Source organism: Methylococcus sp. ANG (assembly GCF_040730495.1).
Lineage (GTDB): Bacteria > Pseudomonadota > Gammaproteobacteria > Methylococcales > Methylococcaceae > Methylococcus.
Genome location: NZ_CP160399.1, coordinates 2,987,296 through 3,013,847 on the forward strand (window position 1 = coordinate 2,987,296; position 26,552 = coordinate 3,013,847).

General features: G+C 63.6%; 32 protein-coding genes. 13 read left to right on the forward strand and 19 right to left on the reverse strand.

Annotated elements, in window-relative coordinates:
* Positions 1-15 precede the first annotated feature (15 nt).
* The 10 genes from ABZN20_RS14470 to ABZN20_RS14515 all read left to right on the forward strand — a co-directional run bounded on the left by ABZN20_RS14470 (position 16) and on the right by ABZN20_RS14515 (position 5,284).
* Positions 16-336 (forward strand): nitrogen fixation protein NifZ, encoded by a 321-nt coding sequence (locus ABZN20_RS14470; protein ID WP_367025698.1) that lies wholly within the window; start codon positions 16-18, stop codon positions 334-336.
* A complete protein-coding gene (locus ABZN20_RS14475; RefSeq protein WP_367025699.1) occupies positions 333-602 on the forward strand; it encodes a nitrogen fixation protein NifZ in 270 nt (89 codons plus the stop codon). Before ABZN20_RS14470 ends, ABZN20_RS14475 begins: the two co-directional genes overlap by 4 nt.
* Positions 603-647: 45 nt before the next feature.
* Entirely contained in the window at positions 648-989 is a 342-nt protein-coding gene (locus tag ABZN20_RS14480) for a DUF3024 domain-containing protein (protein ID WP_367025700.1), read from the forward strand.
* Positions 986-2,134 carry a cysteine desulfurase family protein gene (locus ABZN20_RS14485; RefSeq protein WP_367025701.1) on the forward strand — a complete coding sequence of 383 codons (1,149 nt, stop codon included), beginning with the start codon at positions 986-988 and terminating at the stop codon, positions 2,132-2,134. Before ABZN20_RS14480 ends, ABZN20_RS14485 begins: the two co-directional genes overlap by 4 nt.
* A 62-nt stretch (positions 2,135-2,196) precedes the next feature.
* Positions 2,197-2,415, forward strand: a complete 219-nt coding sequence (gene nifT, locus ABZN20_RS14490; protein WP_367025702.1) for a putative nitrogen fixation protein NifT — start codon at positions 2,197-2,199, stop codon at positions 2,413-2,415.
* 2 nt (positions 2,416-2,417) lie between these two features.
* Positions 2,418-2,696, forward strand: coding sequence for a hypothetical protein (locus tag ABZN20_RS14495; protein WP_367025703.1), 279 nt, complete (start codon positions 2,418-2,420; stop codon positions 2,694-2,696).
* A complete protein-coding gene (locus tag ABZN20_RS14500) occupies positions 2,693-3,847 on the forward strand; it encodes a DegT/DnrJ/EryC1/StrS family aminotransferase (protein WP_367025704.1) in 1,155 nt (384 codons plus the stop codon). Before ABZN20_RS14495 ends, ABZN20_RS14500 begins: the two co-directional genes overlap by 4 nt.
* Before the next feature lie 59 nt (positions 3,848-3,906).
* Complete coding sequence (locus ABZN20_RS14505; RefSeq protein WP_367025705.1) at positions 3,907-4,200, forward strand: 2Fe-2S iron-sulfur cluster-binding protein; 294 nt, start codon at positions 3,907-3,909, stop codon at positions 4,198-4,200.
* 5 nt (positions 4,201-4,205) lie between these two features.
* Entirely contained in the window at positions 4,206-4,436 is a 231-nt protein-coding gene (locus tag ABZN20_RS14510) for a hypothetical protein (protein ID WP_218808093.1), read from the forward strand.
* A gap of 5 nt (positions 4,437-4,441) precedes the next feature.
* Positions 4,442-5,284 carry an SIR2 family NAD-dependent protein deacylase gene (locus ABZN20_RS14515; protein WP_367025706.1) on the forward strand — a complete coding sequence of 281 codons (843 nt, stop codon included), beginning with the start codon at positions 4,442-4,444 and terminating at the stop codon, positions 5,282-5,284.
* Positions 5,285-5,322: 38 nt separating this feature from the next.
* Here the strand turns inward: ABZN20_RS14515 and ABZN20_RS14520 are convergent, their stop codons facing one another.
* The gene (locus ABZN20_RS14520; protein ID WP_367025707.1) at positions 5,323-6,072 is read right to left on the reverse strand and encodes a hypothetical protein; all 750 of its coding nucleotides are present in this window, start codon (positions 6,070-6,072) and stop codon (positions 5,323-5,325) included.
* Positions 6,073-6,227: 155 nt separating this feature from the next.
* Here ABZN20_RS14520 and ABZN20_RS14525 point away from each other — a divergent pair, with 155 nt between their 5' ends.
* The gene (locus ABZN20_RS14525; RefSeq protein ID WP_367025708.1) at positions 6,228-6,530 is read left to right on the forward strand and encodes a hypothetical protein; all 303 of its coding nucleotides are present in this window, start codon (positions 6,228-6,230) and stop codon (positions 6,528-6,530) included.
* Between the two features lie 548 nt (positions 6,531-7,078).
* On the opposite strand, the gene ABZN20_RS14530 is transcribed toward ABZN20_RS14525, so the two are convergent.
* Positions 7,079-8,470 (reverse strand): IS1380 family transposase, encoded by a 1,392-nt coding sequence (locus ABZN20_RS14530; RefSeq protein WP_367025178.1) that lies wholly within the window; start codon positions 8,468-8,470, stop codon positions 7,079-7,081.
* A 113-nt stretch (positions 8,471-8,583) separates the two neighbouring features.
* On the opposite strand from ABZN20_RS14530, the gene ABZN20_RS14535 reads away from it, so the two are divergent.
* Positions 8,584-9,807 (forward strand): ISAzo13 family transposase, encoded by a 1,224-nt coding sequence (locus ABZN20_RS14535; RefSeq protein WP_367027572.1) that lies wholly within the window; start codon positions 8,584-8,586, stop codon positions 9,805-9,807.
* Between the two features lie 40 nt (positions 9,808-9,847).
* Here ABZN20_RS14535 and phnP read toward each other — a convergent pair whose 3' ends face one another.
* From phnP to phnF, 15 genes are all read right to left on the reverse strand, one after another.
* Positions 9,848-10,600 carry a phosphonate metabolism protein PhnP gene (gene phnP / locus ABZN20_RS14540; RefSeq protein WP_367025709.1) on the reverse strand — a complete coding sequence of 251 codons (753 nt, stop codon included), beginning with the start codon at positions 10,598-10,600 and terminating at the stop codon, positions 9,848-9,850.
* Positions 10,591-11,163 (reverse strand): phosphonate metabolism protein/1,5-bisphosphokinase (PRPP-forming) PhnN, encoded by a 573-nt coding sequence (gene phnN, locus ABZN20_RS14545; protein ID WP_367025710.1) that lies wholly within the window; start codon positions 11,161-11,163, stop codon positions 10,591-10,593. The genes phnP and phnN overlap by 10 nt, the downstream gene beginning before the upstream one ends.
* A gap of 1 nt (position 11,164) precedes the next feature.
* Positions 11,165-12,310 carry an alpha-D-ribose 1-methylphosphonate 5-triphosphate diphosphatase gene (locus ABZN20_RS14550; protein ID WP_367025711.1) on the reverse strand — a complete coding sequence of 382 codons (1,146 nt, stop codon included), beginning with the start codon at positions 12,308-12,310 and terminating at the stop codon, positions 11,165-11,167.
* Positions 12,307-13,029 carry a phosphonate C-P lyase system protein PhnL gene (gene phnL / locus ABZN20_RS14555; protein ID WP_367025712.1) on the reverse strand — a complete coding sequence of 241 codons (723 nt, stop codon included), beginning with the start codon at positions 13,027-13,029 and terminating at the stop codon, positions 12,307-12,309. The genes ABZN20_RS14550 and phnL overlap by 4 nt, the downstream gene beginning before the upstream one ends.
* A gap of 17 nt (positions 13,030-13,046) precedes the next feature.
* Positions 13,047-13,877 (reverse strand): ATP-binding cassette domain-containing protein, encoded by an 831-nt coding sequence (locus ABZN20_RS14560; protein WP_367025713.1) that lies wholly within the window; start codon positions 13,875-13,877, stop codon positions 13,047-13,049.
* On the reverse strand, positions 13,870-14,754 hold the full coding sequence (locus tag ABZN20_RS14565) for an alpha-D-ribose 1-methylphosphonate 5-phosphate C-P-lyase PhnJ (RefSeq protein ID WP_367025714.1): 885 nt from the start codon (positions 14,752-14,754) through the stop codon (positions 13,870-13,872). The genes ABZN20_RS14560 and ABZN20_RS14565 overlap by 8 nt, the downstream gene beginning before the upstream one ends.
* Positions 14,751-15,881, reverse strand: a complete 1,131-nt coding sequence (locus ABZN20_RS14570; protein ID WP_367025715.1) for a carbon-phosphorus lyase complex subunit PhnI — start codon at positions 15,879-15,881, stop codon at positions 14,751-14,753. The genes ABZN20_RS14565 and ABZN20_RS14570 overlap by 4 nt, the downstream gene beginning before the upstream one ends.
* A complete protein-coding gene (gene phnH / locus ABZN20_RS14575; protein ID WP_367025716.1) occupies positions 15,881-16,447 on the reverse strand; it encodes a phosphonate C-P lyase system protein PhnH in 567 nt (188 codons plus the stop codon). The genes ABZN20_RS14570 and phnH overlap by 1 nt, the downstream gene beginning before the upstream one ends.
* On the reverse strand, positions 16,437-16,904 hold the full coding sequence (gene phnG / locus ABZN20_RS14580; protein ID WP_218808081.1) for a phosphonate C-P lyase system protein PhnG: 468 nt from the start codon (positions 16,902-16,904) through the stop codon (positions 16,437-16,439). Before phnG ends, phnH begins: the two co-directional genes overlap by 11 nt.
* The gene (gene phnE, locus ABZN20_RS14585) at positions 16,901-17,689 is read right to left on the reverse strand and encodes a phosphonate ABC transporter, permease protein PhnE (RefSeq protein WP_367025717.1); all 789 of its coding nucleotides are present in this window, start codon (positions 17,687-17,689) and stop codon (positions 16,901-16,903) included. The genes phnG and phnE (ABZN20_RS14585) overlap by 4 nt, the downstream gene beginning before the upstream one ends.
* Positions 17,686-18,498, reverse strand: coding sequence for a phosphonate ABC transporter, permease protein PhnE (gene phnE, locus ABZN20_RS14590; RefSeq protein WP_367025718.1), 813 nt, complete (start codon positions 18,496-18,498; stop codon positions 17,686-17,688). Before phnE (ABZN20_RS14590) ends, phnE (ABZN20_RS14585) begins: the two co-directional genes overlap by 4 nt.
* Entirely contained in the window at positions 18,464-19,351 is an 888-nt protein-coding gene (gene phnC, locus ABZN20_RS14595) for a phosphonate ABC transporter ATP-binding protein (RefSeq protein WP_367025719.1), read from the reverse strand. Before phnC ends, phnE (ABZN20_RS14590) begins: the two co-directional genes overlap by 35 nt.
* A 62-nt stretch (positions 19,352-19,413) precedes the next feature.
* On the reverse strand, positions 19,414-20,937 hold the full coding sequence (locus ABZN20_RS14600; protein ID WP_367025720.1) for an OprO/OprP family phosphate-selective porin: 1,524 nt from the start codon (positions 20,935-20,937) through the stop codon (positions 19,414-19,416).
* An 85-nt stretch (positions 20,938-21,022) separates the two neighbouring features.
* Entirely contained in the window at positions 21,023-21,892 is an 870-nt protein-coding gene (phnD, locus tag ABZN20_RS14605) for a phosphonate ABC transporter substrate-binding protein (RefSeq protein ID WP_367025721.1), read from the reverse strand.
* A 42-nt stretch (positions 21,893-21,934) separates the two neighbouring features.
* The gene (gene phnF / locus ABZN20_RS14610; protein WP_367025722.1) at positions 21,935-22,663 is read right to left on the reverse strand and encodes a phosphonate metabolism transcriptional regulator PhnF; all 729 of its coding nucleotides are present in this window, start codon (positions 22,661-22,663) and stop codon (positions 21,935-21,937) included.
* A 191-nt stretch (positions 22,664-22,854) separates the two neighbouring features.
* Here phnF and ABZN20_RS14615 point away from each other — a divergent pair, with 191 nt between their 5' ends.
* Positions 22,855-24,474, forward strand: coding sequence for an alkaline phosphatase D family protein (locus ABZN20_RS14615; RefSeq protein ID WP_367025723.1), 1,620 nt, complete (start codon positions 22,855-22,857; stop codon positions 24,472-24,474).
* 50 nt (positions 24,475-24,524) lie between these two features.
* Here the strand turns inward: ABZN20_RS14615 and ABZN20_RS14620 are convergent, their stop codons facing one another.
* The gene (locus ABZN20_RS14620) at positions 24,525-26,114 is read right to left on the reverse strand and encodes a SagB/ThcOx family dehydrogenase (RefSeq protein WP_367025724.1); all 1,590 of its coding nucleotides are present in this window, start codon (positions 26,112-26,114) and stop codon (positions 24,525-24,527) included.
* Positions 26,111-26,548 carry an ArsC/Spx/MgsR family protein gene (locus ABZN20_RS14625; protein ID WP_218808072.1) on the reverse strand — a complete coding sequence of 146 codons (438 nt, stop codon included), beginning with the start codon at positions 26,546-26,548 and terminating at the stop codon, positions 26,111-26,113. The genes ABZN20_RS14620 and ABZN20_RS14625 overlap by 4 nt, the downstream gene beginning before the upstream one ends.
* Positions 26,549-26,552: the final 4 nt, after the last annotated feature.

Here is a 26,552-nt window from a genome sequence, read left to right on the forward strand (position 1 = left end):
ATCAAGGGGATAGCCATGGGTGATATCAGTCGCGACAGCGATAGCATGGAATTGAACGACCCGCCGAAATTCAACTTCGGCGAAAAGGTCAAGTCCAAGAAGGTGGTGCGCAACGACGGCACCTTCACCGGTGCGGAAATCGGCGAAGTGCTGGTCAAGAAGGGTGAGGTCGGCTACGTCAAGAGCATCAACACCTTTCTCCAGCAGTTCTACATCTACGCCGTGGACTTCCCCGACCGGGGCTATGCGGTCGGCATGAAAGGCCGGGAGCTGGAGTCGGTCGACAACCCGCCGCCGCCGAAGCAGACGGCCGAACCCAAGGAGGAAGCCGCATGATCGACCAACGCGCTCCGATCTATCAATGGGGACAGAAGGTTTCCACCGAAGTCGACATCTTCAACGACGGCAGCTACCCCGATCATGCGCCCGAGGCCCTGCTGGTCGCGGCCGGTACGGAAGGCGAGATCGTCCAGATCGGCCACCACGAGGAAGCCAACATCCCGGTGTATCTGGTCGAATTTCCCGGTGGCTACGTCATCGGCTGCTTCGAGGAGGAGCTGAGCTCGGAGCGGAAATCCGTCCAGGTGGCGGGCCTGCTCTAGCGGATGACGGCGGTGGGCCGGGTCATCGGGTACGGAGGCGGCGTCGTGGACGGCATCGGTGCGGCGAATCCTCAACCCAACGAGCTGGATCGCAAGCGCATCGAGCGTTCCATCAAGGACCGCAAGCGCTACCGCTACGTCACCCCCGAGGTGCATCCGACCGACGACGGCTACCTGATCCAGAGTTCCTGCTGTTCGCGCAACATCGATCCCGAGGGCGGCGTCATCGACATCGCCCGGCTGGAGTTCAAGCCGAACCGGGGCTGCTGGTGGCTGTACCACAAGGATCATGAGATCGGACATTGGATCATGCACGGCGAATATCAGTCGCTACGGCAGATCCTGGCGCTGCTGAACGAAGACCCGAACAGGCGGTTTTGGCAATGAGCGAGACCTCGATTTACCTGGACAACAACGCCACGACGCAGCCTGCCCCGGAATGCGTGGAGGCGATGGCGGTCTGCCTCGAGACGCATTACGGCAATCCGTCCAGCAAGCATCGCTTGGGCGAGGCCGCCAAGATGGAGGCCATCGCCGCGCGGGGCAAGCTTGCCGCGCTGCTGGGCGCCTCCCCGGCGGAGATCGTGTTCACCAGCGGCGGCACCGAATCCATCCATCAGGCCATCCTCGGCGCCCTCGCCTTGGTGCCGGACAAGCGCCGGGTGGTGACCAGCGTGGCGGAGCATCCCGCTACCTTGCTGCTGCTGAGGCATCTCGAAGCGCGGGGGCTCGAGGTGGTTCGCCTCCCGGTCGACGGCCAAGGGCGGCTCGACCCCGCCTCGCTGGAGGCCGCGCTCACGCCCGACACCGGCTTGCTCAGCCTAATGTGGGCCAACAACGAAACCGGCGTGCTGTTCCCCGTCGAAGAGGCGGCGGCGCTGGCGGCGAGCCGGGGCGTGCTGTTCCATTGCGACGCGGTCCAGGCCGTGGGCAAGCTGCCCATCGACCTGAGCTGCGTGCCGCTGGATTTCCTGTCCCTGTCCGGACACAAGCTGCACGGTCCCAAGGGCATCGGCGCGCTGTTCGTGCGCAAGGGGCGCAAGCTGCCGCCGCTGCTGTTCGGCCACCAGGAACGCGGGCGCCGCGGCAGCACCGAGAACGTGCCGGGCATCGTGGGGCTGGGCGTGGCCGCGGAACTGGCGGGGGAGTATTTGGCGACCGGCGGCGACGGCGTCGCCCAGTTGCGGGACCGCCTGGAAAGCCGGCTGCTGGCCGCGTTGCCTGGGGCTTCCGTCAACGGCGCCGGCGCGCCACGGGTGCCCGGGACGTCCAGCCTCAACCTCGGGAATGTCGAGGCCGAGCTGGTGCTGGACAAGCTGGACCGCGCGGGGGTCTACGCCTCCGCCGGAGCGGCCTGCAGCGCGGGCGGCACGGAACCTTCCCACGTGTTGACCGCGATGGGGCTGGGCGCGGAGGGAGCGCTGGCCACCATCCGCTTCTCGCTGAGCCGTTACACCACCGCGGCCGAGGTGGACGCCGTGTGCGCCTTGCTGCCGGACATCGTGCGGAGCATGCTGGCCGAGGCGGCGTGAACCCTGCCCAATTTTGAAACGACCGATCGATCGATTTTTTCAACCAGTGACCTGGAGTCTTCATGAAGGTAATGATCCGTAGAAACGCCGCTGGCGAACTGTCCGCCTATGTCCCCAAGAAAGACCTGGAGGAGCCGATCGTCTCCCAGGAGAAACCGGAAATGTGGGGGGGCACGGTGACTCTGGCCAACGGCTGGCAGCTCGTACTTCCGGAAATGGCCGAGGGCACGACGCTGCCGATCACGGTCGACGCCAAGAAGCTCGCCGGAGGCGACGACTGACCATGGCGCTCACGACGGAAGCGCTCGAGCAGATTCGCGGCCAGCTCGTTAGCGAGGCCACGGCGGTGGAGCATGTCTCCGCCTTGCGCCAGGCTTTTCCCGGTCTGTCCATCACCCGTTGCGACGTCGGCGATATCGATACCGAAACCCCGGTACTCGAGACGGCCCGGTTCAACCTGTATTTGCTCGATGCCGCCGATCATTGTGCCCACGTGACTAGCGACCTAAGCCGGGCTACCGGCCTGATCCTGGCCGAGAAACCCAAGGGAGCGGCGAAATGAGCGGGCAGCCGAGCATCCTGTTTTCCGATCCGGACATGAGTCTCTCGGAGCTGGAGGCGGTCGAGGAAGTGCTGAAATCGCCCGGCCTGTCCGGCGGGCCGGTGGTCGAGGACTTCGAGGCTGCCTTCGCCGAATATCTCGGGCGGCAATACGCTGTGGCGGTGAGCAGCGCCACGATGGGACTGCTGCTGGCGCTTCGAGCCTACGGCATCGGGCCGGGGGACGAGGTCATCGCCTCGCCCTTCGGCTTCCGCGAAACCGCCCACGCCATCGCGCTGGCCGGAGCGAAGCCGGTGTTCGTGGACATCGACTACTGGACCTGCACCATCGTGCCCGACAAGGCCGCCGCGGCGGTCACGCCGCAGACCAAGGCCATCGTCGCCTGCAACGTCAATGGCCATCCGGCGCTGTGGGCGCAGCTCCGGGCGCTGGCCGACGAGCGCGGCCTGATTCTGATCGAGGATTCCAGCGAGGCCATCGGCTCGCGTTATCAGGGCAAGCTGGTCGGCAGCTTCGGCGACTGTTCGATTTTCGACTTCACCCAGCCCAGCGCCCTGACCACCGGCGAGGGCGGCATGGTCGTGACCGACGACCGCGATCTGGCGGTCCGCCTGCGGGGCTACCGCAACCGCCGCCTGGACGAGCGCAAGTCGGTGGTGCTGGGCGACCTGCCGCCGTACCGGGCGGAAATGAGCGACATCAACGCGGCCCTCGGACTGTCCCAACTGGAGCGGCTGGACGGGATACTCGAGCGGCGCAAGGACGTCGAAGCCTATTACGACGCCTTCATGCAGTCCTTCGAAGGCATCAAGCCGGCCTATCAGGCGCCGGAGGTCGACGAACTGCACTGGATGGTTTACCTGGTGCATCTGGGGACGCGCTTCACCCGTTCCAGCCGTGACGTGGTCATCCAGGACCTGGCGACGGCGGAAGTGGAATCGGTGGCTTTCTGTTCGCCCCTGCATACCCAGCGCCATTACGTCGACATGGGTTATCGCAAGGGCCAGTTCTTCGTGACGGAAAAGCTGGCGGACCGGGCCATCGCCCTGCCGTTCCATTGTCACCTCACCGAAGACCAGATCGGCTTCATCGTGCAGACCGCCAAGGATTCGTCCATCAACGTGGGCGCCGGGGCCGCGATCTATCTGTGAGCTTAGAAGCGATGTCCGGTTATCTGCGTACCGGAATCCGGCGAAACGCGAAGGTCTGCGTGACCGTCCTGCCCTCCGGCAAGACGGTGCGAATCAGCAGCGGCAGCCGCCTGCTCGACGCGGTGCTGCTGACGGGCGATGCGATCGTCCACAAATGCGGCGGACATGCCCGTTGCGGGGAATGTCACGTGCTGGTGCGAAGCGGCGGACGCGGCTTGTCCAAGATCCGCCCCGACGAGCGGGAAAAGCTCGAAAACATAAGAGGTACGGAAACCCTATCCAGGCTGTCCTGCCAGGCGGTCCTGGGCTCCCGTGAGATCACCATCGAACTGAAACCTAAGAACAGAGGATAACCACCATGACGACCACAGAAAAAATCGAATCCTTGATCCATGTCCGCTTCGCGCCCAACGGCACGGTGATGGAAATCGGCGAGCGCCCGCAGGGCGTCGAAGCGCAGACCTGGTTCAACTATCTGAGCAACAACACTTCCAACAGCTACCAGGCCTTGGCCGGCGGGCGCGGCATGTTCCGCCTGCCGCGTCCGCAAGTGGACGCGCTCAAGGCCGCCATTTCATCAGCGGGGTAATTCTCATGACGGCAACGATACCCACGGAGATTCAGGCGGGACTGGCCGGCGGCCAGGTCATTCCCTACCTCGGTCCCGGCGTGCTGGGCCTGGACGGCGGCAGCGCCGTACCCAGCGCTCCGGAAACCCTGGTGGAGCTGATCACCGCCAAGGTGACCGTGCCCCACAAGATCCGCAAGAATCTCACCGCGGCGGGCCAGTACATCGAAAACTTCAAGCATCGCAAGACCCTGGTCGGCCTGCTCAAGGAGGCTTTCGCCGCGGCGCCAGAGCCCACCGGGCTGCACCGGTATCTGGCGGGGCTGCCGTTGCCGTTGATCGTCGACGCCTGGTATGACGCCAGCATGGCGGCGGCGCTGGCCGGGCGGTCGGATTTCGGGCAGGTGCAGGGGGTGAGCCGCGCCGAGCACTTCGGCGACTGGGTACATTATTTCCATGCCGACGGAAGCCCGGCGGAGGAGTCCGAGGCAGCGAACTGGAAACTGCTGCTCTACAAGCCGCTGGGCAGCATCGCGCCGGCCGCCAACTTCATCCTGTCCGACTCGGACTACGTCGAAGTGCTGACGGAAATCGACATTCAGACGCCGATTCCGGAACCCGTGAAACAGATACGCAGCGGACGCCACTTCCTGTTCCTGGGCTGCCGCTTCCGCACGCAGTTGGAGCGGACCTATGCCCGACAGGTCATGAAGCGCTCGTCGGACCTGCACTGGGCCGTCCTGCCGGACGAGCCGACCCGCAACGAAGCCCGCTTCCTCGAGGAGCAGAACATCCGGCGGATCGACATGCCTCTTGAGGACTTCGTGCGGCAACTGCTGGGCGGCGGAGCCGAGCGGCAGGCGGCCTGAGGCGGAGTCTGACCGCGCCTGGCGCGGCAATGGCGCTTTCAGCTTGCCTGGATTGCGTCGAACATGCGGGCCATTTCGTCGGCACCCACGTCGGTGATGGCTGCCGGCGCGAAAACATCCGCCCCGGACAGCCATTCGGCGCAGCAGTTTTCATTCCGAAGGGCGATGCAGACGGCGTGATTGAGTTCATAAAGGCCGAATGCCAGCCCGGCGTCGCGCAGCGAGGACTGCATGGCGTTCTGGACCAGGCTGCGCACCACCCTGTGGGGTTCCGAACAAGGGATCTCGCCGGCGCGGCCGGCGGCGGCTTCGACACAGGCGCGCACATCGTAGGAGGCGTGCCCCCGGCAGGCCAGGGGGCGGACCTGGTAGATCAGGCAGACGCCGTTCTCGATGTAGGGGCAGCGGAGCCGCAGCGTGACCCGCTGCGCCTCGTCCAGTCCGCGCGTCTGGGCATCGGCGTCGGCGATGCGGGCGGGGAGGTCGATGCCGATGGATTTGAATCTGCCGTCGCTCCAGCGGACGTAGCGGCCGATTATCAGCACTTCCGGCGCCGTGGCGGTGACCCGGAGCGTGCAGCAGGTCGCGCAGCCCTTGTGGCAGGCCAGCGGGGGCTTCCCTTCCGCCTGGATGTCGACGTTGCGGTCGAAGCTGTCCCAGGACTGGAGCAGCACGCCGTCGACGAGGCCTTCGGTGCCCTGCCGTTGCCTCAGCGTTTCGGCAAAGGCCCGGTGCAGAGCCTTGAAGAAGGACAAGGGTCCGAAATCGCCGCTGTCTTGACCCGCCATTCGCTTCTTCGCCCCCGCAAAAATTTTCCAGCAAATCCATATGATAGCGGGATGGCTGGCTAATAACCATACTATTTATAGTAGAATTATGCCGAGGGCATCCGGTCCGGGTGTCCGGCGCAACGGGTACACGCTGAGGAGCGAGGAGAAAAAACATGGTTGGCGAATTTTGGTATCGCGGGGAAAGATTCAGGGCCACGATTCACGGGCGTACGGACAAGGAAGAGCTGTTCCTGATCTACATGCTGGAAGACGACGAGGAGGGGCCGGAAATCTCCCTGGACCGCTTCGAGGATCCGGACAACGATCCGAACCAGAGCCTGGAAGACTGCCTGGCAATGCTGGCGGACAGGCTGATGAAGGAACAGGCGATTTCGGCTTCCAAGCCGGATGCGGAATTCGCCTGGGTACAGCCGAAGACTGGCGTCAACGTCCACAGCGGCGTTCAGGCCCATTGACGGGCAAGGCCCCGGACGGCTTGATTCGTCCGGGGCTGTTCGAGAGCCGAGGGGGTGTTGCCCCGGGTCTGGGCCGACGGCTTTCCTCGGGTCTCCTGTCCTCCGGCAACGTCTTGCGAACCATCGGCCGCGACTTCTTGAGACTGCGGGCGATCGAGCTGATGCTCTCACCGTCCAAAAAATGATGTCTTCTGATTTCCCGGGATCCCTGGGAATTTTCAATGCCGACTAACAAGTTGCGTTTTACAGCGCTCGGCCGACCGGCACTGGTGTCACTCTATCAAGGCTAAGGCGTCGTCCGCAAATAAGTTGAACATTACGCCGATTCATGCTAGCCCGGATGTTTCATAAAAATGCCCCCTGCGCCCGATAGCTTGGCCAGCTGCCTATTTTTTCAGTCCACCGAACTGACCTACGCCCCCCATGAGGCATGGGCAGCCCCTCGACCTGCCTCTTTTCGCGGGGGTGGTGGCCGGAATCCAGACACTGGACGCAATCAACCCTCCGAGTCCTGCCGGATCCTCCTCGGTTGAGGGTGACGGCGCGCTTCAGGCCATGGCCGGTGGTCGGACGAGATAGAGTATCTCGGTGACCCGGTGCAACAGCGCCTTCACCGGACAGGCGCTCGGCAAGTGCAACTTGATCCGGTCCTTGTACTGCACCACCCGCACCGCCAGCTTGAACAGCTTCAGGATGAGGGTCATGGGCTGCGCCTTGGCCAGTTCGGTGTGGCACAGGGTGTGCTCCCGCAGGCTGTGGATCAGGCTGTAGGCGGCACAGGCATAGAACAGGCGCAGGTGGTTGGCGAGGAAGGCATGGTCGGCGGTGCGATCACTGGCCAGATCGTTCTTCACCGCCTTGATGAAGTTCTCGTCCTGGCCGCGTGCGCAGTACAGATCCCGGTACAGCGCCTCCGGCGTCGGGTCGGCGAGCGAGGTCACGACGAAGCGCGGGTTGTCCCCCAGGCCCATGACCTCGGCCTTGAGCACCACCCGATAGGCCTTGGGCCAGGAACCGGCCTGGTAGGCCACCTCGTCATACAAACGGGTCGCCGCCGGCTCGGGCTGTTCGGCGCGGCGAGCGAAATCACAGCGTTGCGCATGCAAGGCGCGCGTCTTGGCAAGCAGCGGCTCGGCCTTGGGCGTCAGCACCTGGTTGCCGGCCAGGCCGAAGAGGAAATCCATCCGTGCATCGGCTTCGCACAGGGCCATCAACTCCGGGTTGGCGAAATGGCCATCCCCGCGCAGGACGAGGTGGGTATCCGGCCAGGCCTGGCGCAGGCGGCGCACGACCCGCTGGAGGATGGCGGCGTTCTCGCGCCCGGTGGGGCGTTTGCCGGGCCGCAGCACGGCGGTGATGAACTTGCCGGAGAGGCCCTCGAACAAGAACAGCGGCAGATAGCAGTGGCTGCCGTAGTGGTGATTGTAGAAGGCCAGTTCCTGCTGCCCGTGGGTGCGGTCTTCGGAGTGGTCCATGTCCAAGACGATGACCGCGGGCGGGGTGGTGTAGCTGGCGATGAAGGCATCGACGAAGGCGCGGGCCAGGCGGTAGATGTCCTTGCGGGAGACTCCGTTCTCCAAGCGCGAGAAGGTGGGGCCGGAAGCCAGGGCGTTGTCGGCATCCAACGGCGCCCGCTCGGCCGCCAGCTTGAACACGGGATCGTGGCGCAGGCTGTTGGCGTCGTTGCCGTCGGCATAGCCGCAGGCGGTCTGGAAGATGCGCTGACGCAGGAGGTCGGCCAAGCTGTGGGCGATGTAGGAAGGGTGCCGGCGATCCTGAATGGCCGAGGCCAGACGGGCGATCAATCCGGTCTGCCGATCCACGCCCTGCAGGAGGAGGGCGCCGAAGTCGCTGGACACCGCGCCGCCTTCGAAGTCGGCACGGACGGTGAAGCCGGCGACGGTGGGAAAACGGAGCTGGGTCGGGATAGAATCACTCATTGGGCGGTCTCGTTTAGGCTTCGTACGAAGCGTTATTGGCGCAACTCCAATTATATCAATTGGTTAAGCGAGATTCGCCCACTTTCTTGAAATATCCGGGCTAGATGGAAGGCATGGATGCGAAAGCGGAACAGGCGATTCAGCAGAAGTATGGGGTGCTGGGTGAGATTCTCGATGAGCGAGGTCGTCGCTTGTGGGCTGCGGTGGAAGCCGGTCAGCTGGGACGAGGGGGTGTGGCGACGGTCGCCCGGGCGACAGGGCTGTCGCGCACGACGATTTATCAGGGATTGGAAGAGTTGGCACAGCGCTCGGGACCGGGGTTTTTCCGGCAGGAGCGAACGCGAGCGCCGGGTGGAGGCCGCAAACGATTGGCGGCGAAGGATCCGCAGGTATTGGAAAGCTTGGAACGGCTGGTCGATCCGGTGACACGGGGAGACCCGATGTCCCCGTTGCGATGGACGCTCAAGAGTACCCGGCAACTCGCGGACGTACTGACCCGTCAAGGGCACCCGATCGGGCGACAAAAGGTGTCGGAATTGCTCGGTGAATTGGGGTACAGCCTGCAAGCCAATCGCAAGATGCGCGAAGGCCGGGATCACGCGGATCGCGATGCGCAGTTTGAGTACATCAACCAGCAGGTCATGGCGTATCAGCTGCGCGGTCAACCGGTCATCTCTGTTGATACCAAGAAGAAGGAGTTGGTGGGCGACTTCAAGAATGGTGGTCGGGAATGGCAGCCCCAAGGACAACCGGAAGTGGTGCGGACCCATGATTTCATTGATCGTGAACTGGGCAAGGTCAACCCGTACGGGGTGTACGATCCCACGCTGAATGCCGGATGGGTGAGTATCGGCACCGATCATGACACCGCCGAATTCGCCGTGGAGAGCATTCGCCGCTGGTGGCTCAAAATGGGCGGGCTCGCCTATCCCACCGCCAGCCAATTACTGATCACAGCGGATGGAGGTGGCAGCAATGGCTATCGTGTGCGTCTCTGGAAGGTCGCTTTGCAGCGCTTGGCCGATGAGATTGGATTAACGCTTCACGTCTGCCACCTTCCGCCCGGAACGAGTAAATGGAACAAGATCGAGCATCGCATGTTCTCTTACATCAGTCTGAATTGGCGTGGCAAGCCACTGATCAGTCATGAAGTCATCGTCAATCTAATCGGCAGTACAACCAATCGCAAAGGCTTACGCATCCGCGCCGAATTGGACACCGCTAGCTACCCGACCGGCCTCAAGGTTACCGACGAAGAACTCGGCAAGGTCAATTTAACTCCGGATTCATTTCACGGCGAATGGAACTACACCGTTGCCCCATTTTGTTCAAGTTAATTCCGGACAACGCCTAAGGTGTGCGCACACCGTTACATTTCTACAACGCCAACGATAGCCCGTCCCGCCCGACTTTCACGCAGAACGGCAACGCATTCGGATGATCGAGCAGCCAGGCGTCCAATTCGTGGCCGACGTGGGTGAGCACGGTGTGGTGGGGTTTGATTCGTGTGGTGATGGCAAGCGCCAGATCGAGGTCGTTGTGATTGCGCGGCGGCGAGTGCTGCGGTGGGTGGGTGCAGTCCAGCACCAGGAGGTCCACAGGGGTATCGTGGAGGAAGCCCTCGGTTTTCGGCGGCAGGTCCACCGTGTCGGCGAGATAGGCCAGCCTAAGGCCTTCATAGTCGATCCAATAGCCGAAGGTCGGTTTGGAATGGATCAAGGGCAGAGGGGTGACGGTCGGCGCGCCCAAGGGGAGCGACTGGAATTTGGACAAAGGGCGAAAATCAAAAAGGCCGTGGTTTTTGTAAAGATCGGCGCACCCCAGCGTATCCGGCGGACAGTAAACGGGGATAGGATCGGACTTGCCCCAGCGCCAAGGAAACAAACCCTGCACATGATCGGGATGAAAATGGGTGATGAGGATGGCGTCGAGCGAGCCGGGCGGGAAGCGATCGGTCAGGTCATGGAGTCCGGCGTCGATCAGAATGCGCGTGTCGCCCGCTTCCAGCAGGGCGCAGGAGGGCTTGCGCCGCCAGGTGACATCGACGCGCGCCCGGGCGCAGACCAGACAGCCGCAGCCGTAAACGGGCACGCCTGCGGCGTCGCCGGTACCGAGCAAGGTCAGGCGCATGGTGCTTCGGCGCAGGCACCCGTCAACAGTGCCACCAGGCGTTCGCCCGCCTCCTCGATTGTCCCACTGTTGTCGACCCGCAGCAGGCGCGGGTGACTGAGCGAAGCGAAGGCCTTGGCGCGTTCGAGCCTTTCGGCGATTTCCTTGGCACTCTCCCGTCCCCGCGCCTTGAGCCTGGCCTCCAGCAGCGTCGGCGGGGTATCGATCAGGATCGCGAGCATCTCGGGATAACGTTCGAAGGCTTGATCGAGATATTCCCGCGAACCGTTGACCGTCACGTTGTAGCCCTTGGCCAGCCATGTGTCGATTTCGCAGCCGATGCCGTAGCGGTAGCCATGGCTGTCCCAATGCATGGCGAACAACCCCGCGGCCAACCGCGCGGCGAACTCTTCGTGGCTCAGAGAAACATGGTTTTCACCCGCCAGTTCAGGCGGCCGGGTGATGTAACGGTGGGCGAACATGACCCGTCCGTGCCCGCGGAGCGAAGCGCGGGCATAACGGAGCAGACTGTCCTTGCCGCTGCCCGAGGCGCCGATCACGTAGAAAAGCCGTCCGCACGCCATGTCAGAACCCCACCCGATAGACCTGCCGACCTTCCCGCCAGACATGGGTGACCCGGGGAAAGCCGAGCACGGGACGAAACGCGATGAGATCGGCAGTGAGACCCACGGCGATCTCGCCCCGATCGGAAAGACCCGCCGCCCGTGCCGGGTTCGCCGTCACCAGAAGTACCGCCTCGGGCAGGCCGATGCCGGCAAGATCCGGCAAGGCCATGACCGACGGCAACAGCGCACCCGGCGCATAATCGGCGCACAGGCAATCGGCCACGTTCGCCAGCACCGCGTCGAGGGCGCGCATGGAGCCGGACTGGCTTCCCCCGCGCAGCACGTTGGGCGCGCCGAAGATCGTATGGGAGCCACGCTCGCGGGCGGCCCGCGCCGTTTCCAGGTTCACGGGGAACTCCGATAAGGTGACGCCCAGATTCGCCATCTGATGAACCCGTTCCGGGCTGTCGTCGTCGTGGCTGGCGACGCGCACGCCGCGGCCCGTGGCCGCGGCGATCAGGGTCTTCACCCGCTCCAGCGCGCCCTCGGCCGCCGCCAGCTTCTGCCGCGCCATGGCTTCGGCTTCCGCGCCGGTCTTGCCGTAAGTGCGGCTGATGTAGTCGCGGTAGGCGGCAAGATTTTTGAACTGGCCCTGACCCGGCGTGTGGTCCATCACCGAGGCCAGGTGCATGGCGTCTTCGTCCAGCAACTGCAACAGCACCGGTAGGCCGCCGACGTCGGTCACTTCGTAGCGGCAGTGCACGCGATTGTCGACCAGCCCGTGCGGCGCATAACGATGCACGTGGCGGGCGATGTCGGCGGCCATCCGGTTGTTGCGCACGCCCAGTTCGTCGTGGGCGAAGGACAGGGCGTGAAAGACCGTGGTGATGCCGGCGGCGGCGTTGCGCTTGTCGGCCTGGGCGACGGCGTAGTCCAGCGGGAAATGCACGTTGGGACGCGGTTCCACTTCCTTTTCCAGGGCGTCGCAATGCAGGTCGACCATGCCGGGCATCAGGGTATGGCCGTCCAGACGGCACTCGGATGCGCCGGATACACCGTCCGGCTCGACGGCGGCGATCCGGCCGTCTTCGATCAACAGGGCGCCTCCTTCGATCACGGTATCGGCGAGCACCAGGCGCGCGCCGGTCAAATAAAGCTTGCTCATGGGTGTTCCTCGATCACCTCTTCAATGGGCCTAGGCGGGTTCAGTTCGGCCACCGCATCCGCCAGCCGCGCCACCAGTTCCGGGTGATGGAAAATGGCCAGCATCGCCACGCCTTCCGCCTTGAGGGATTGCAGCAGCGCCACCACGACGCCGGTGGTCTCGGGGTCCAGGCTGGCGGTGGGTTCGTCCAGCAGCAACAGGCGCGGTCTGGCGATGACGCCGCGCGCCAGGTTCACCCGCTGCTTTTCGCCGCCGGAAAAGGTGGCCGGAGAAATGTTCCACAGGCGCTCCGGCACCTTCAGGGCGGACAGCAGTTCGCGGGCGCGGCTATGGCCCTCCTCGCGGCCCACGCCGCGCTCGTACAAGGGCTGAGCCACCACGTCCAGCGTTGGCTGGCGCGGCAGATAGTGGAGGAACTGGGTGACGAAGCCGATCTCGCGGCGGCGCAGTTCCAGGATTTGATGCTCGGAGGCTTGCGCCAGGTCCAGAACGTGCCCCGCTGCGGTGCAATAGAGAATCCGCCCGCAGCTCGGCAGGTAGGTGCGGTAGATGCACTTGAGCACCGAGGATTTGCCCGCTCCGGTGGGACCGATCAGGGCGGTCAGTCGACCGGCCCGTACCTCGAGACTGACGTGGCTCGCCGAGGGAATCCGCTTTTGTTGCTCGTGCAGAAGGAATTGTTTGCTCAGTCCGTCCACGTTCAAGATGAGGTCTTGCATGTCACATCACTCCTTGGTCACAGGGCCGAGGCCACCAGACGCTGGGTGTAGGCGTGCTGGGGGTCTTCCAGGATCTGGTCGGTGAGTCCGGCCTCGATGACCCGCCCGTATTTCATGACCAGGGTGCGGCCGGCCAGAAGGCGGATCACGCCCAGGTCGTGGGTCACCACGACCATCGCCGTGTCCAGTTCATGCTGGATTTCCAGGATCAGATCGAGAATGCGCGCCTGCACCGAGAGGTCCAGCCCCGTGGTCACCTCGTCCAGGAGCAACAGCGGCGGGTCGGTGGCGAGCGCCTTGGCGATCTGCACCCGCTGCTGCATGCCGCCGGAGAAATTCTTCGGCAACTCGTCCATGCGCTCGGCCAATACCTCGGTGCGGGTCAACAGTTTCCGCGCGCGCTCGCGAATCAAGCGGTAGTTCAACAGATCGCTCATCAACAGCCGCTCCGCGATGTTGCCGCCGGCCGAGACGTTGAAGTTCAGACCCAGGTGTGGGTTCTGGTAGACCATGCCGAAGCGGTGGTTGCGCAGCCAGCGTTGCTGCGCGGCATTGAGGCCGAACAGGGGGTATTGCTTGTCCTGGTCGAAAAACACGGCCGAGCCCGAGTCCGGTTCCTGGTCGAAGTACAGCAGCTTCACCACCGTGGATTTGCCCGAGCCGGACTCGCCCATGACGCCGAGGATCTCGCCCTTGTACAGGTCGAAGGAGACGTCGTGCACCGCCACCACGCTACCGCAGTGCGGGCAGAGATTGGTTTCGAACTCGGGGCCGGTGCTCTCGAGGCACAGCGGACAACCAGGGCCGTAGCGCTTGCTCAGGTTCTTGACTTCCAAAAGCTTATGCATGGTCGGTTTCCTCCCGTGGGACCGCGAGCGCCAGACACTCCTCGCAGAAGTCGCTGTCCGAGCATTGATAGACTTTCTCGCCGCCCTCATTCAAAAACTCGTCGAGGAAACTCTCGGTCGAGCCGCAACGCGCGCAGGCACGGCGTAGGCCGTGTTCGTCGCGGAAATCCTCCACGCGGAAAGGCACATCCTCGAAGGTCAAAGGTTCCGCGGAGGTGTAGGGAGGCACGGCGTAGATCTTCTTTTCCCGCCCCGCGCCGAACAGGATCAGTGCCCTGGACTGATGGAGCCTGGGCACGTCGTAACGCGGAATGGGCGAGGGGTCGATGACGTAATGGCCGGCGATGCGCGTGGGGTAGCGGTGGGAGATGGTGATTTCCTTGAACTTCACCACGTCCTCGTAGAGCTTGACCCACAGACGCGAATAATCGGCCTCGCCGTGCATGATCTTGCGCTTGTCCTCGGAAGGCTCCACCACCACCAGCGGGTCGGGATAGGGCACTTGCAGCACCAGGATCTGGTCCTCGCGCAAGGGTTTCTCGGGAATGCGGTGGCGCGACTGGATCAGGCTGGCTTCCTCGGTCTTGGTCGTGGTGTCGATGCCGGGACAGGTCATTTCGATGAAATGGCGCAGATTGACCGCGTTCACCGAATCGTCGGCACCCTGATCGATCACCTTCAGGGTTTCGTCCGGGCCGATCAGGGACAGGGTGATCTGCAGGCCGCCGGTGCCGAAGCCCCGGCCCATGGGCATTTCCCGCGAGGAGTAAGGCACCTGGTAGCCCGGGATGGCCACCGCCTTGAGCATGGCCCTGCGCACCTCGCGCTTGGCGTATTCGTCGAGAAAGCCGAAGGGATAACGGTTGTCGTGGTTCATGAGGTCTCCCGTTCGCCGAGCTTTTTCTGCGTCGTCCGCAGCCGGTCCATGTCCGACTGGAAGGTGACGTAATGGGGCATCTTGTAATGGGAAGCGAAACCCATGGAGTCGATGCCGTCCACGTGCAGCAGCACGAATTCCGGGTCTTCCGACGGGTTGCTCGGCCCATGCTTCATGCCTTTCTGCAGGGCGCGGTCGAGGATGGCCATGCTGACGGCCTTGACCTCGTTGTGACCGAAACAGGCTCCGTAGCCGACGCTGAAGGCGGGTTTGGCGCCGTCGTCGCCGGCTTCGTACATGGCGATCACCTCGCATTCGGTGATCAGCGCCTCACCGGCTTCCACGAGCTCGCCGGTGACCGGATGCGCCAGCAGGATGGGCACGTAGCCGACCCGCAGTTCCCCGACGGTCGGATGGACATCGCCGTAACCGCGCATGTTGGAATAGGCGATCGCCAGCAGCGAACCGGTTTCCGCACGCGCCATGGTGGCGAGCGCGGCCGAGCGCGGCACCGGAAAGATCAGGGGCTCGCGGGTGATGTCGAAGGGCTGTTCCCCCCTCCCCCCCTGGGAGAGGGGACGGGGGGGAAGGGCGGGTGGCAGCAGACCTTCCTGGCGCAAGCTGTCGAGCACCTTGGGGAAGCTGTCCGGCAAGTCGGCTGGCGGCGCCTCTTTTAACCAGCTCCGGGCGAACGCCTGAAAGGCGGACCGGTCTTCCTCGATCAACTCGAAACGCAGCAGGCGCAAGGCATAGTCAGTGGTCGGCCCCAGCATCTGCCCACCCGGGATGTCCTTGAAGGACGCGGAGATGCGCCGGATCAGGCGCATGTCGCGGGTGTCCAGAAGTGGTGTTTCAACCAATCGCGGTCGCGTGGAGCGATAGGCCCTGAGGGCGAAACTCGCTTCCAGGGTATCGCCCAGGCTCTGCTTGATGGCCAGGGCTGCCAGTTCGGGGTGATACAGTCCGCCCTCTGATAGCACCCGGCTTTCCAGCAGGCTCAGTTGGTGATGGATGGTGTGCACATCGAGCGGCTGTCCCGACTCGCCCTGACGGGTACGCAGGAACTCCAGAACTCCGGCCGCGCCGCTGATGGCGCGCCCGCCACCCTTGATCGCAACGTAACCCATCAGGCAATCTCCTCCTTCATGTGAACGACGCGCGTGGTGCGGGGCAAGGCCACCAGCCGCTCGCTGTCGGCGAGTATCCAGTCCACGCCCAGCGGAAAAGCCGCGTTCCAGCCTCGACGTGCCTCGATCCAGGCCGGAACCAGGCCGCTGACGGCCAGTTCGCGCCGGTGTTCGACCCCCGGCCCGGAGAGTTGCAGCCGCAACGGCCCTTCGCCGACGCGAGCGACGCGCAATACCAGGGTCGCCCCACGCTCGGGGTTGGGCAGGTCGCCCACGCGCGGCTCGAAGTCGGGTCCGCGCGCCCCGTCGCACAGCACGAAGTCGGCCTGCTCCGGCGTGACTTCACGCGCCTCCAAGAACGGCCAATCGGACTGGGGCAGCGATCCCGATGCATCGCCCAAGGTCACTGCTCCGTCCACCAACACCGCCAGCACGGCGCGATACAACTCGCCTCTTTCGATCAGGTCGGCGGCTTCGTGCACCGTCCCGGGCCGCGTCATGGCGTCCAACAGGCAGCGGAACAGCGCCTGCTGGGTAGCGGGCAAAAAATGGGCTTCAATCGTCATCGCCTGCCTCCGTCGCGGACAGCAGGGTGAAATCGACGCGGGTGGCCGCGAGTATCCGCGCCCGTATCCGGTCTTCCTCCGCGCGCGCGGCCTGGCCGGTTTCGACGAGTTCCGAAACGCGCTCCCAGCCTGGCAACCTGTGGGCGAGCACGGCATCCAGCACGGCCAAGGCACGCGCAAGATCCGGATCGTCCGCCATCACCTGAGCCGCGCCTTGATAGGACTCGCCGTCCGGTCCGCTCAGGGTCAGCCAGCAGTGGGCCAAGGGGAATTCGCCCAGGTAATAGGCCTCGTGCAGCGCCCCATCGCGGAGCTGGAGCATCCCCAAGCCGGCTTGCGGGCGCGTCTTGTAGGTCATGGCCCAGCCCGCATCCAGCTCGCCGGCCACGGCCGCCAGGGTTTCCGGCGGAAGGGCGGTCAAGGCGCGCAGCCAGTGCCTTCGTTCGATATCGGTCATTGCAGTTTCTCTCTTATCCAGGCGGATAGATGGTCGATCACCACGATGGTGACCAGGATGACGAGGATCAGCGCCGCCGACTGGCCGTAGTCGAACAGGCGCAGGGTGTCGTGCAGGGCCAGGCCGATGCCGCCCGCGCCCACCAGCCCCAGCACCGAGGCCATGCGCACGTTGCGGTCCATGATGTACAGGGTGTAGCCCGCCGCTTCGCGCAGAATGGACGGCCAGCCGGCGTACATGACGAGTTGCGGAAAATTGGCTCCGGTGGCGGCCACGCCTTCGTAGGTGCCCTTGTCCACACGCTCCAGGCTCTCGGCGAAGAACTTTCCCAGAAAACCGGCGGTGTGCACGCCCAGGGCCAGGGCGCCGGGCATGGGGCCCAGCCCCAGGGCGGAGACGAAGATCAAAGCCAGCAGCAGGTCGGGCATGGCCCGCATGAAATTGAGAAGTTCCCGCGCCAGCCGATAGACCCCCGGATGCGGTGCCAGGTTGCGCGCCGCCAGCGGTGCCAGGAAAAAGGCCACGAGCAGGGCGAATACCGTGCCCCACAGTGCCGTGGCCAGGGTCTGCCCCATGAGTTCTATATATCTAGACAAGTTGGAGAAATCGGGCGCGCCGTAGCGGCGGAAGTACTCCTCCATGTCTTCCAGACCGTAGAGCAGGGTCTCGAAAGAAATTTCCAGGTCCCAGACGATGACGTACATGAGCGCCATGAGCAGGGCCAGCCACACCGGGAACAGATTGCGCGGCTTGGGCGGCAACGGAGGCAGGGTATTCGCATTCATGACAGCTTTCCGTGGATCACTCGCGCGCGCAGACCGTCGGAGAGCCGATCGAGCGCCGTCACGACGACGTAGATGGCGACGGCGATGGGCAGCAGCCGGTCGTACTGGAACAGGCGCATGGCCATCACGAGGTCGTAGCCGATACCGCCGGCCCCTACCAGCCCGAGAATGGCCGCCGCGCGCAGGTTGTGGTCGAGGATGTACATCAGGGAGCCGATGAAGTCCGGCAAGGCCTGCGGTAGCATGGCGAAGGTGCGCACCTGGAACCAGCCGGCCCCATGCGCCGTCACGCCTTCGATGGCTTTGCGGTCCACCACTTCGATGGCCTCGGCGAAGAACTTGGCCATGAAGCCGACGGTGACGAAGGCCAGCGCCATCACGCCTGGCAAAGGACCCAGCCCCGCGGCCGAGACGAATACCAAGGCCCACACCAGTTCGGGCAGAGCGCGCATCAGGCCCAAAAGGTCGCGGCTGGCGAAATACACCCAAGGATGCGGACTGGCGTTGCGCGCCGCCAGGATGCTCAGCGGCAAGCTGATCACGGCGGCGATGAAGGTGGCCAGCACGGTCATCTCCAGGGTCTCCAGCATCTTCCCGAACAACTGAGGCAGATAGGTCCAGTCCGGCTCGACCAGCAATTGCGCGGAGAACGACAGCATGCGTCCCGCGGAGCCCAATAGCCGAGGGATGTCCACCTCGACCAGGGGCGCGGTCAGGATCATGAGGGCGAGCACCCCAAAGATCAGAGCGACGGGCGCGAAGGGCGGCCAGCCGCTAGGCGTGGGCCAGCGCCAGTTCGGGGTTTGCATCGGCAACGACTCCGTCACGGTGATAAATGGATTTCAGAGCCTGTTCATTCAATGCCTCGGCGGGGCCATCGAACACCAGTTCGCCCCCATTGAGACCGAGGATGCGGTCGGCATAGCGGCAAGCCAGCTCGATCTGGTGTAGGTTGACGACGACGGTGATACCGTCCTGCTTGCAGATTTGGTGGAGCAGGCTCAGCACCTCTTCGCTGGCGACCGGGTCCAGGCTCGCCACCGGCTCGTCGGCGAGGATCACCTCCGGCCGCTGAGCCAGGGCGCGGGCGATGCCCACCCGCTGCTGCTGGCCGCCGGAGAGTTGGTCCGCCCGTTCCCAGGCCTTGTCGATGAGTCCGACCCGGGCCAGGGATTCGTGGGCGATGGCCATGTCTTCCTCGCGGAACAGGTAAAGCACGCTGCCCAGCCAGGAGCGATAAGCGAGCCGCCCGGTGAGCACGTTGGTCATGGCCGACAGGCGGTTCACCAGATTGAAGTGCTGGAACACCATGGCGACCCGCGAGCGTATCCGGCGCAGATTGCGCGGGCCGAGCGTTTCGTCATCGATGCGGATTTGCCCGCAGCTGGCCGCTTCCAAGCCGTTGATCAGGCGCAGCATCGTGGACTTGCCCGCGCCGCTGGGGCCGATCACCGCCACGAAGCTCCCCTTGGCGATACTCAAACTGGTAGGTCTGAGCCCGTGGCAGCCGTTGCCGTAGCGCTTGCCCGCTCCGCACAGGACGATCAATCCGGCGGAATGACGCTCCGCCGCGCCGCCGGTCATTTCCGGTGCCGAAAACACACGCGCACCGGCCGCGTGCTTTTTTCCACTGTTCAACATGTGCAATTCGATCAAGGGCATGTCAGCCTCCATCTGGGGTGAAAGGTTTTTCTTGAAAATGGCGCAACGGTATCGCGCCAGACTCAGAAATCGAGTTGCGTGCGGAAGTTCAAAGCATTCTCGACATCCGTAGTCGTGGTAGCGTTTACTTTCACCGGCTGATTGAACGCCGTGCGAATGTAGTTGAGCAGGAACCGGGTGTTCGGATTCACGATCCATTTCAAACCGACAGTCCAGGCATCTGCGCTGTTAGCGAATCCCGACCTGAGCACACCGGTGCCAACCGGGTTTGACGCATTGAAATCGGTGGCATCGAGATGGCTGTAACGAAGACCTAACTCCCAAGCACCCCAACCACCGGCCATGTCGAAGTTCTGTTTCGGTTCAATGATGCCGAAGGCACCGTTCTTGCCGAAGAAATGGCCATATTTCTCGCCAGTGATGAGCCAGTTGGTCGAGACATAATAGGCGTCGATGTCGCGGTTGAAATGCAGTCCAGCTTTGGATTTTCCTGAATAGGTATTGTGGACATATTCCCCCGCAAATTTGATCGGTCCGAAGGACAGGGTATTACTGACGCCCGCGCGCCATAAATCAACCTCGTTTTCGTTGAAGTTTTCCGTGCGGAAAAAAACCAGTCCACGTCCTTCTGTCTGAGACTGTAGCTGATAATTCGGACTGTTAGTGGGGGGTGACGTATCTGTTGCCTCCGTACCGATACTGTAGGAGGCGCCAAGATAGTAGATATTATCCTTGTGACCCAAAGGTTCCGCGGCATTGAATGAAAGGTGGCCGATAAAACCCTTGCCGTCCGTGTCGTTGTTTTCACTCAGGCCGCTGCCGTTCAAGCCGGCGTTGGTACGGAGACCCCCGTTGACGCCCGCTAACCCATAGTACATTCCGGATAATGGAAGCCCATGCAGCATGACGCCGCGGTCAATGCCAGTCACGAACTGCATGGGCAGAGCGCGCTCCATGAAGTCGATGTTGCGCGAGCTGGTCCATTCGTTCTGGCCGAACGGAAAACGGAATTGCCCGAACTCGAGCTGCGCTTCGTCCCACCAGTGGGCGTTCATGTACCAGAAAACCGCTTGCGGCGTTCCGGAGAAATTGCCTAACATCATGAATTCATACTTGTCGAAGACCTTCCCCATGGCATACAGATAGGCGCGACGAAGCTCGAAGACATCCGTGTTCTTTCCATCGCCGTCGAGGTAGTCGCGGTTATCTGCCTGGATGCGTCCCTTAATCGCAAGTGAATTCTTGCCATCGGCGGTTTGGATAACAAAGCCGTTCTTGAAACTTACTTTGACGTCCGTCGGATCCGGCTTTTTGCCTCCCTCCGCCATAGCGGCCTTGGCGGCCTTCTGGCTTTCCTCGACGGCGGCCTTTTTGGCTTCTTCCCTTTGCTGTTTCTTTTCCGTCTGCACGCGCTTGGTCAACACGTCGTACTCGTCCTTGGTCAGGACGCCCTTGGCTTTGAGCATGTTCAGCAGGTCCTCCGTGGTGTCGGCAACCGCCGTGCCGCTTCCCAGGTAAAGACTCGCGGCGACCGCGAGTGCCAACGGGCGGCTCGCGAATTTTTTGGACAAAACTGTCCCTTTCATGGTGATTTTCCCCATAAATCGGATGTGGGCGCACCCTTGCCGGGTGCGCGGAACGAGTTGGATCGAGGCTAAGAACGCAAGTGGCTCACTTGAGCATTTGTTCTCGCTTCAATCCCAGTTCCGTCACCATTTCGCGGATCTTTTGATAATCCGAGGGTAAAGCCTCTTCGTAGCGCGACAAATTGCCGTAGCCGGTTACCTGGATTTCGTCGTGGGCGCTGACGATGGCGTCCTTGATGGACTTTTTCAGCCTGGCGTCCAGGTCCTTGCGATAGACCATGGGCGAACCGGGCAACTCGGGGGACTCCAGTAGGATGCGGTTGCTTTCCTGGGTGATCAGGCCCTTGCCCAGCATCTTCTCGTAGGTGATATCGTTGTCGGCGGCGGCGTCCACCGTCTTGTTCTTGACCGCGAGCTCCGCGGCGTCGTGGGAACCGGCATAGGTGAACTTGCCGAAGAAGTCCTGCGGCATCCGGCCGGTTTCCTGCTTGACCATGTAAGTGGGCATCAGTCCGCCCGAGGTGGAGGCCGGATCGACGAAGGCCACGCTCTTGCCTTTCAGATCGGCCAGGGTCTTGGCCGGCGAATTGCCGGGCACCACTAAGATGCTTTTATAGGTGGATTTGCCGTTGTCGCGCACGCCCACGGCGAAGGCTTCGGCGCCCGCTTCCCGCTCCGCCAGGATGTAGGACAAGGGGCCGAACCAGGCGATGTCCACGCGCTTTTTCTTCATGGCCTCGATGACACCGGTGTAGTCGGTGGCGGTGAACACCTTTACCTTATGGCCCAACTTCCGTTCCAGATAAGCCCGCATGGGCTCGAACTTTTGCACCATCTCCTCGTTGTTTTCGGCGGGGATCAGGCCCATCACAAGCTCCCGTCCGGCCGCGTGAGCCGCCTGGACAGTGAACAAACAAGCCGCCAGGGTTGCGGTCAGCAGTCTTTTTACATACATTGGTCACGCTCCTGTAAGGTCGATATCGTAGGTGTCGCTTCGTCAAGGGAATATGCGCAGTTGGATCCGGTCCGCGCGGAACCGGGTGAGCGCGTACTCGGCCGGGGTGCCATCCCGGTCGTCCACGTTCACGCTTTTTACCCGCAGCACGGGCTGATTCAGCGGCATACCCAGCAAGCTTGCGTCGTCGCCTTGCGGGAGCAACGCACTTACCAGGCTTTCCTTTCGAATCAGTTTTATCCCGCAATGCCGGCGGATAAATTCATGCAGCGAACCGCTGCCGTATTCGCTGAATACCTCGTTAAATTTCGCCTGCGGCAGAAAGTGTGAAATCACGCATACGGGCCGTTCGTCCACCCGACGCAGGGTCTCGACCCAGACCACAGGTGTCTCCACGGGTACTTGCAACCGTTCCGCCACCCCATCGCGGGCCGGTACGATCAGTTTGCGCAGCACGCGGCTCTCCGCCGCCTTGCCCAGGGCTTCCAGGGTTTCGGTGAAACGGGTGCCCTTGCCGACGGTGTAGTCGATCGGGCGATCCAGCACGAAGGTGCCTTTGCCGTGGCGCCGCTCCACCAGCCCCGCGGCGATCAGCTCGTCCAGCGCACGACGAACGGTGTGCCGGTTGACGGCGAAGCGCTCGGCCAGCTCCTTTTCCGACGGCAACAGGTCGCCCGGATTGTAAAAATGTGCGACCTCCTTCTCCAGCAAGACGGCGATCTGGCTGTAAATCGCTTGGCCACCATCGCGATTGAGGGCAATCAAACTCATCTAGACATCTGCATATGTGTTTCGTTGGCGCGGAAAGTTAAGGCATCTTTGTTAAGCGACTATGACAAGTGAGCAGAATTTTCGCGGGTTCCCTCGGGCGGCCCGTCACTGAACCTTCATTGGGCCGCCATCGCCCTGACTCAAATCAACCTTATGGTTCCTCACTCCGACTGATCACCGCGAGGAGTGCCATGACCACCGCCCCAGCGTCTCACCCGCCTACCGCCTTCCGACCCGGGTACCGAAAAAATTCCGTTCAAGCGCTCGTTTCCGGCCTGGTTCTGGCCCTGGCCGCCTGCGCTTCCGTCAATGCCGAGAACTCGGTTCCGCAGGTGGAACAGGGGATTCAGATCGGGGATATGGCCCCCGGCAGGGCGGTGATCTGGAGCCGGGCGGACCGCCCCGCGCGCATGATGGTGGAATACGCCTTCAGCGCCGATTTCGCCGGTTCGAAAACCGTTCGCGGCCCCTACGCCATGGAAGGTACCGACTACACCGCCCGCCAGGATCTGGTCGGGTTGCCTGCGGGCAAGGACGTCTACGTCAAGGTCTGGTTCGAGGACCTGACCAACGCACGCAGCCGGAGCGAGCCCGTGACGGGGCATTTCCACACGATCGGCAAGCGTGACGACATCCGTTTCGTATGGGGCGGCGACACCGCCGGTCAGGGCTGGGGCATCAACCCCGCTTTCGGCGGCATGAAGATCTATGAGGCCATGCGCCAAGTGAAGCCGCAGTTCTTCATCCACAGTGGGGACAACGTCTATTCCGACGGCATCATCAAGCCGGCGGTGACCGCCGAGAACGGCCAGGTCTGGACCAACATCGTCACTCCGGAAGTCGCCAAGGTCGCCGAGACGCTGGACGAATTCCGCGGACGCTACAAATACAATCTGCTCGACGACAACGTCCGCCGGTTCAATGCCGAGGTGCCGCAGGTCTGGCAATGGGACGACCATGAGGTCGTCAACAACTGGTCCGATGCCAAGGATCTGAGCGCCGATCCCCGATATACGGTCAAAGATGTTCCGCTCCTGGTGGCCCGGGCTTCGGAGGCATTCCACGAGTATGCGCCGATGCGTCCGTATTCGGTGGAGGAGTCCGACCGGGTGTACCGGCAGATTTCCTACGGTCCGCTGCTCGATGTCTTCGTCCTCGACATGCGCAACTACCGGGGCCCCAATACCTATAACCTGCAGAACCAGGAAGGGACCGAGACGGCATTCCTGGGAGACGCCCAGGTGCAATGGCTGGAACAGGGCCTGAAGCATTCGAAGGCGACATGGAAGGTCATCGCGGCCGACATGCCGATCGGACTGAACATCGGAGACGGCACCGACGCCCAGGGCCGGCCCCGATGGGAGGCGATCGCCAACGGCAACGACGGCCCCGCCGCCGGGCGCGAGCTGGAAATCGCCCGTCTGCTCGGTTTCGTCAAGAAGCAGCGCATCAAGAACATCGTGTGGCTGACCGCCGACGTGCATTACGCCGCGGCACACTATTACGACCCGGCACGTGCCGCCAGCAAGGACTTCGCTCCGTTCTGGGAGTTCGTCGCCGGCCCTCTAAACGCCGGCACCTTCGGCCCCAACAGCACCGATGGCACCTTCGGTCCCCAGGTGGTGTTCTACAAGGCTCCGCCAGCGGGACAGGTCAACCTGTCCCCCTACGCCGGCCTGCAGTTCTTCGGGGAGGTCAACATCAACCGGGCGGACCAGAGCCTCACGGTGGACTTCAAGGACCTCGACGGTGTGTCGATATTCAGCAAAACCCTGCGCCCCGAGCCGATCTTCAATTTCGGCGGCAGGTAGCGGCCGAGCCGATCCGTACGGGATGAGCCGCCGAAGCCGCGCCGGGGCATTCAGGCCGGGGTTCGGGCGTAGGGCGCCTCGGTCGTGATCCGCGGATCGCTCAGCGGCTTGCCCACGGTGAAGTGGTACAGCGACTGGAACGCCTTCCCGGACAGCCCCAACAGTTCGTGGAAGGCGTCGTCGAAATAGCAGCCGATGCCGGTGCCGCGCAGACCACGGGCTTCGGCTTCCAGATAGAGCGTCTGGCCCAGGAGTCCCGCCTCCCAGTGAAGCTGGCGGTAGCGCCAGGGGGCGGCGCTCAGGGTGTCTTCGAATTCCGCCAGCATTCCCAAGGCGAAAGCGCTGTCGGCGGCGATGGCCTGATGGCAGTCGACGGTGCGCGCAATCGGGCCGCAGCCGCCTTCCGCCAACAGGAACAACGGCAGGTGTCCGGGACAGCCTGCGGGTTTCGTCCAGGCGAAATCCCGCCGCAAGGCCGCGCGCAGCTTCGTTTCGGCGCCCAGGCTGCGCGGCAAGGCGTACAGTCCCGGCGCCAGTCCCGTCACTCGATGGACGAACAGGACGGGGTGCAGCGCGGGTGCGTGGTTCCAGACGTCCCAGGGCGCGCAGGGCCGGGCCAGCAGCGCGTCAAGGAGGGCGTAGAAATCAGCCCTCTCCAGTTCGAACCGCCGGTCGAAGCGCTGGGCGCTGCGGCGCTGGCGGATCACCGCGGCGGCGGCGACGGCCGGCGGATCGGCGCGGGGCGGGTAATCCGCCTCGGGCGGGGGCGGGGTCTCTTCGCCGGGCCAGCGGCTGGCGTCGGCCACCTCGTCGATGACGGGCCAGCGGTACATCGGGTGGGGGTCGAGGACGTTCGCCTTGCCGGCCCAGGCCAGGTCGCCGAACACCGGCAGGGCCGGCGGCGCGACCGGCCCGATGACCACCTCGAGCAGGAGTTCCGCTTCTTCTCCTTCGGCGCCGGAAAAATCGGCCGCGCGGTCGAGTCCCAGCAGCCGGGCGATGGCGCTGGCGTCCGCCGTGTCCACCCTACGCAGGCCCCAGCCCAGGGCGGCAGCGGCATAGCGCAGGGCGCCGACGGCGTGGCCGGTGTCGAGCTGGCAGTAACGGAAGGCCCGCTCGCCGTATTTCCAGGCTTCCCGCCAGTGGATGGAGCTGAGGCCGATCAGCAGGCGGGACGGACCGCCTGCGGTGTCGGCCGCAGCCAGTGCCCGGCGTTCGAGCGCTTGGTCGCGGCTGAGGTAATGATAGATACCGTCGCCCAACCCCTCGACGTTCCGGCACACCACATACCCTTCGGTGGGATGGAGGTTGCCGCTGGACGGATTGCAGCGCAGAGACCAGCGGTCCGGGCCGTATTCCTTCCAGGCCGACAAGGCCAGGGAAAGTTCGAGCAGGAGGCCGACCGAATCCCGGGTCAAGGCGCGGGGCGGGACGGCGCCGGGCCGGTGCAGCTCCGGGAAGGAGGTATCGAGGCCGTCCGCCAGCAACGGTAGCAGGATGCGGTCGGCGCCTTCGAAAGTCCGGAACGGATCGGGCTGAGCGCTCCAGTCCAGCGTTTCAGGCCCCGCGGCGTAGCGTTCCAGCCGGTGTTTGGTGCGTTCGTGATAGGCGAGTATGCGCTGCAGATCGGTGTCTTTCATCCGCCGGCGGAATCCTCAGTGGGCGGGCAAGGGTGAGGCCGGCGGCAGCTTTCCAGGTCGGTTTGGGGAGTTTCTCGGCTGGGATTCAGCCCGATCCAGGCATGCACCCTGTCGGCGTCGAATCCGACCTCGCGTCGCTCTCCGACCTGCATGAGCGGCCGCCGGATCAGCAGGCGGTCTTCCATCATCAAGGCGAGCGCTTCCTCCCCGCCCAGGGTTTCCGGGACGATCTCCCCCGACTTGACGCGCGGCGCCGCCCGGTTGAACCACTCGGCCACCGGGCGCTCGCCGAAAAACAGCCGCAATTCCCCGGTGCGCCAAGGCGTCGCCAGGAGGTCATGCACGATCAGCTCGTGCCCGGCCTCCCGGAGCATCCGCTTCTGGCGCGCGTTGTTGGCGCAGCCGGGTTTTTCATAGAAGTGGACGAGAGCCACGGCG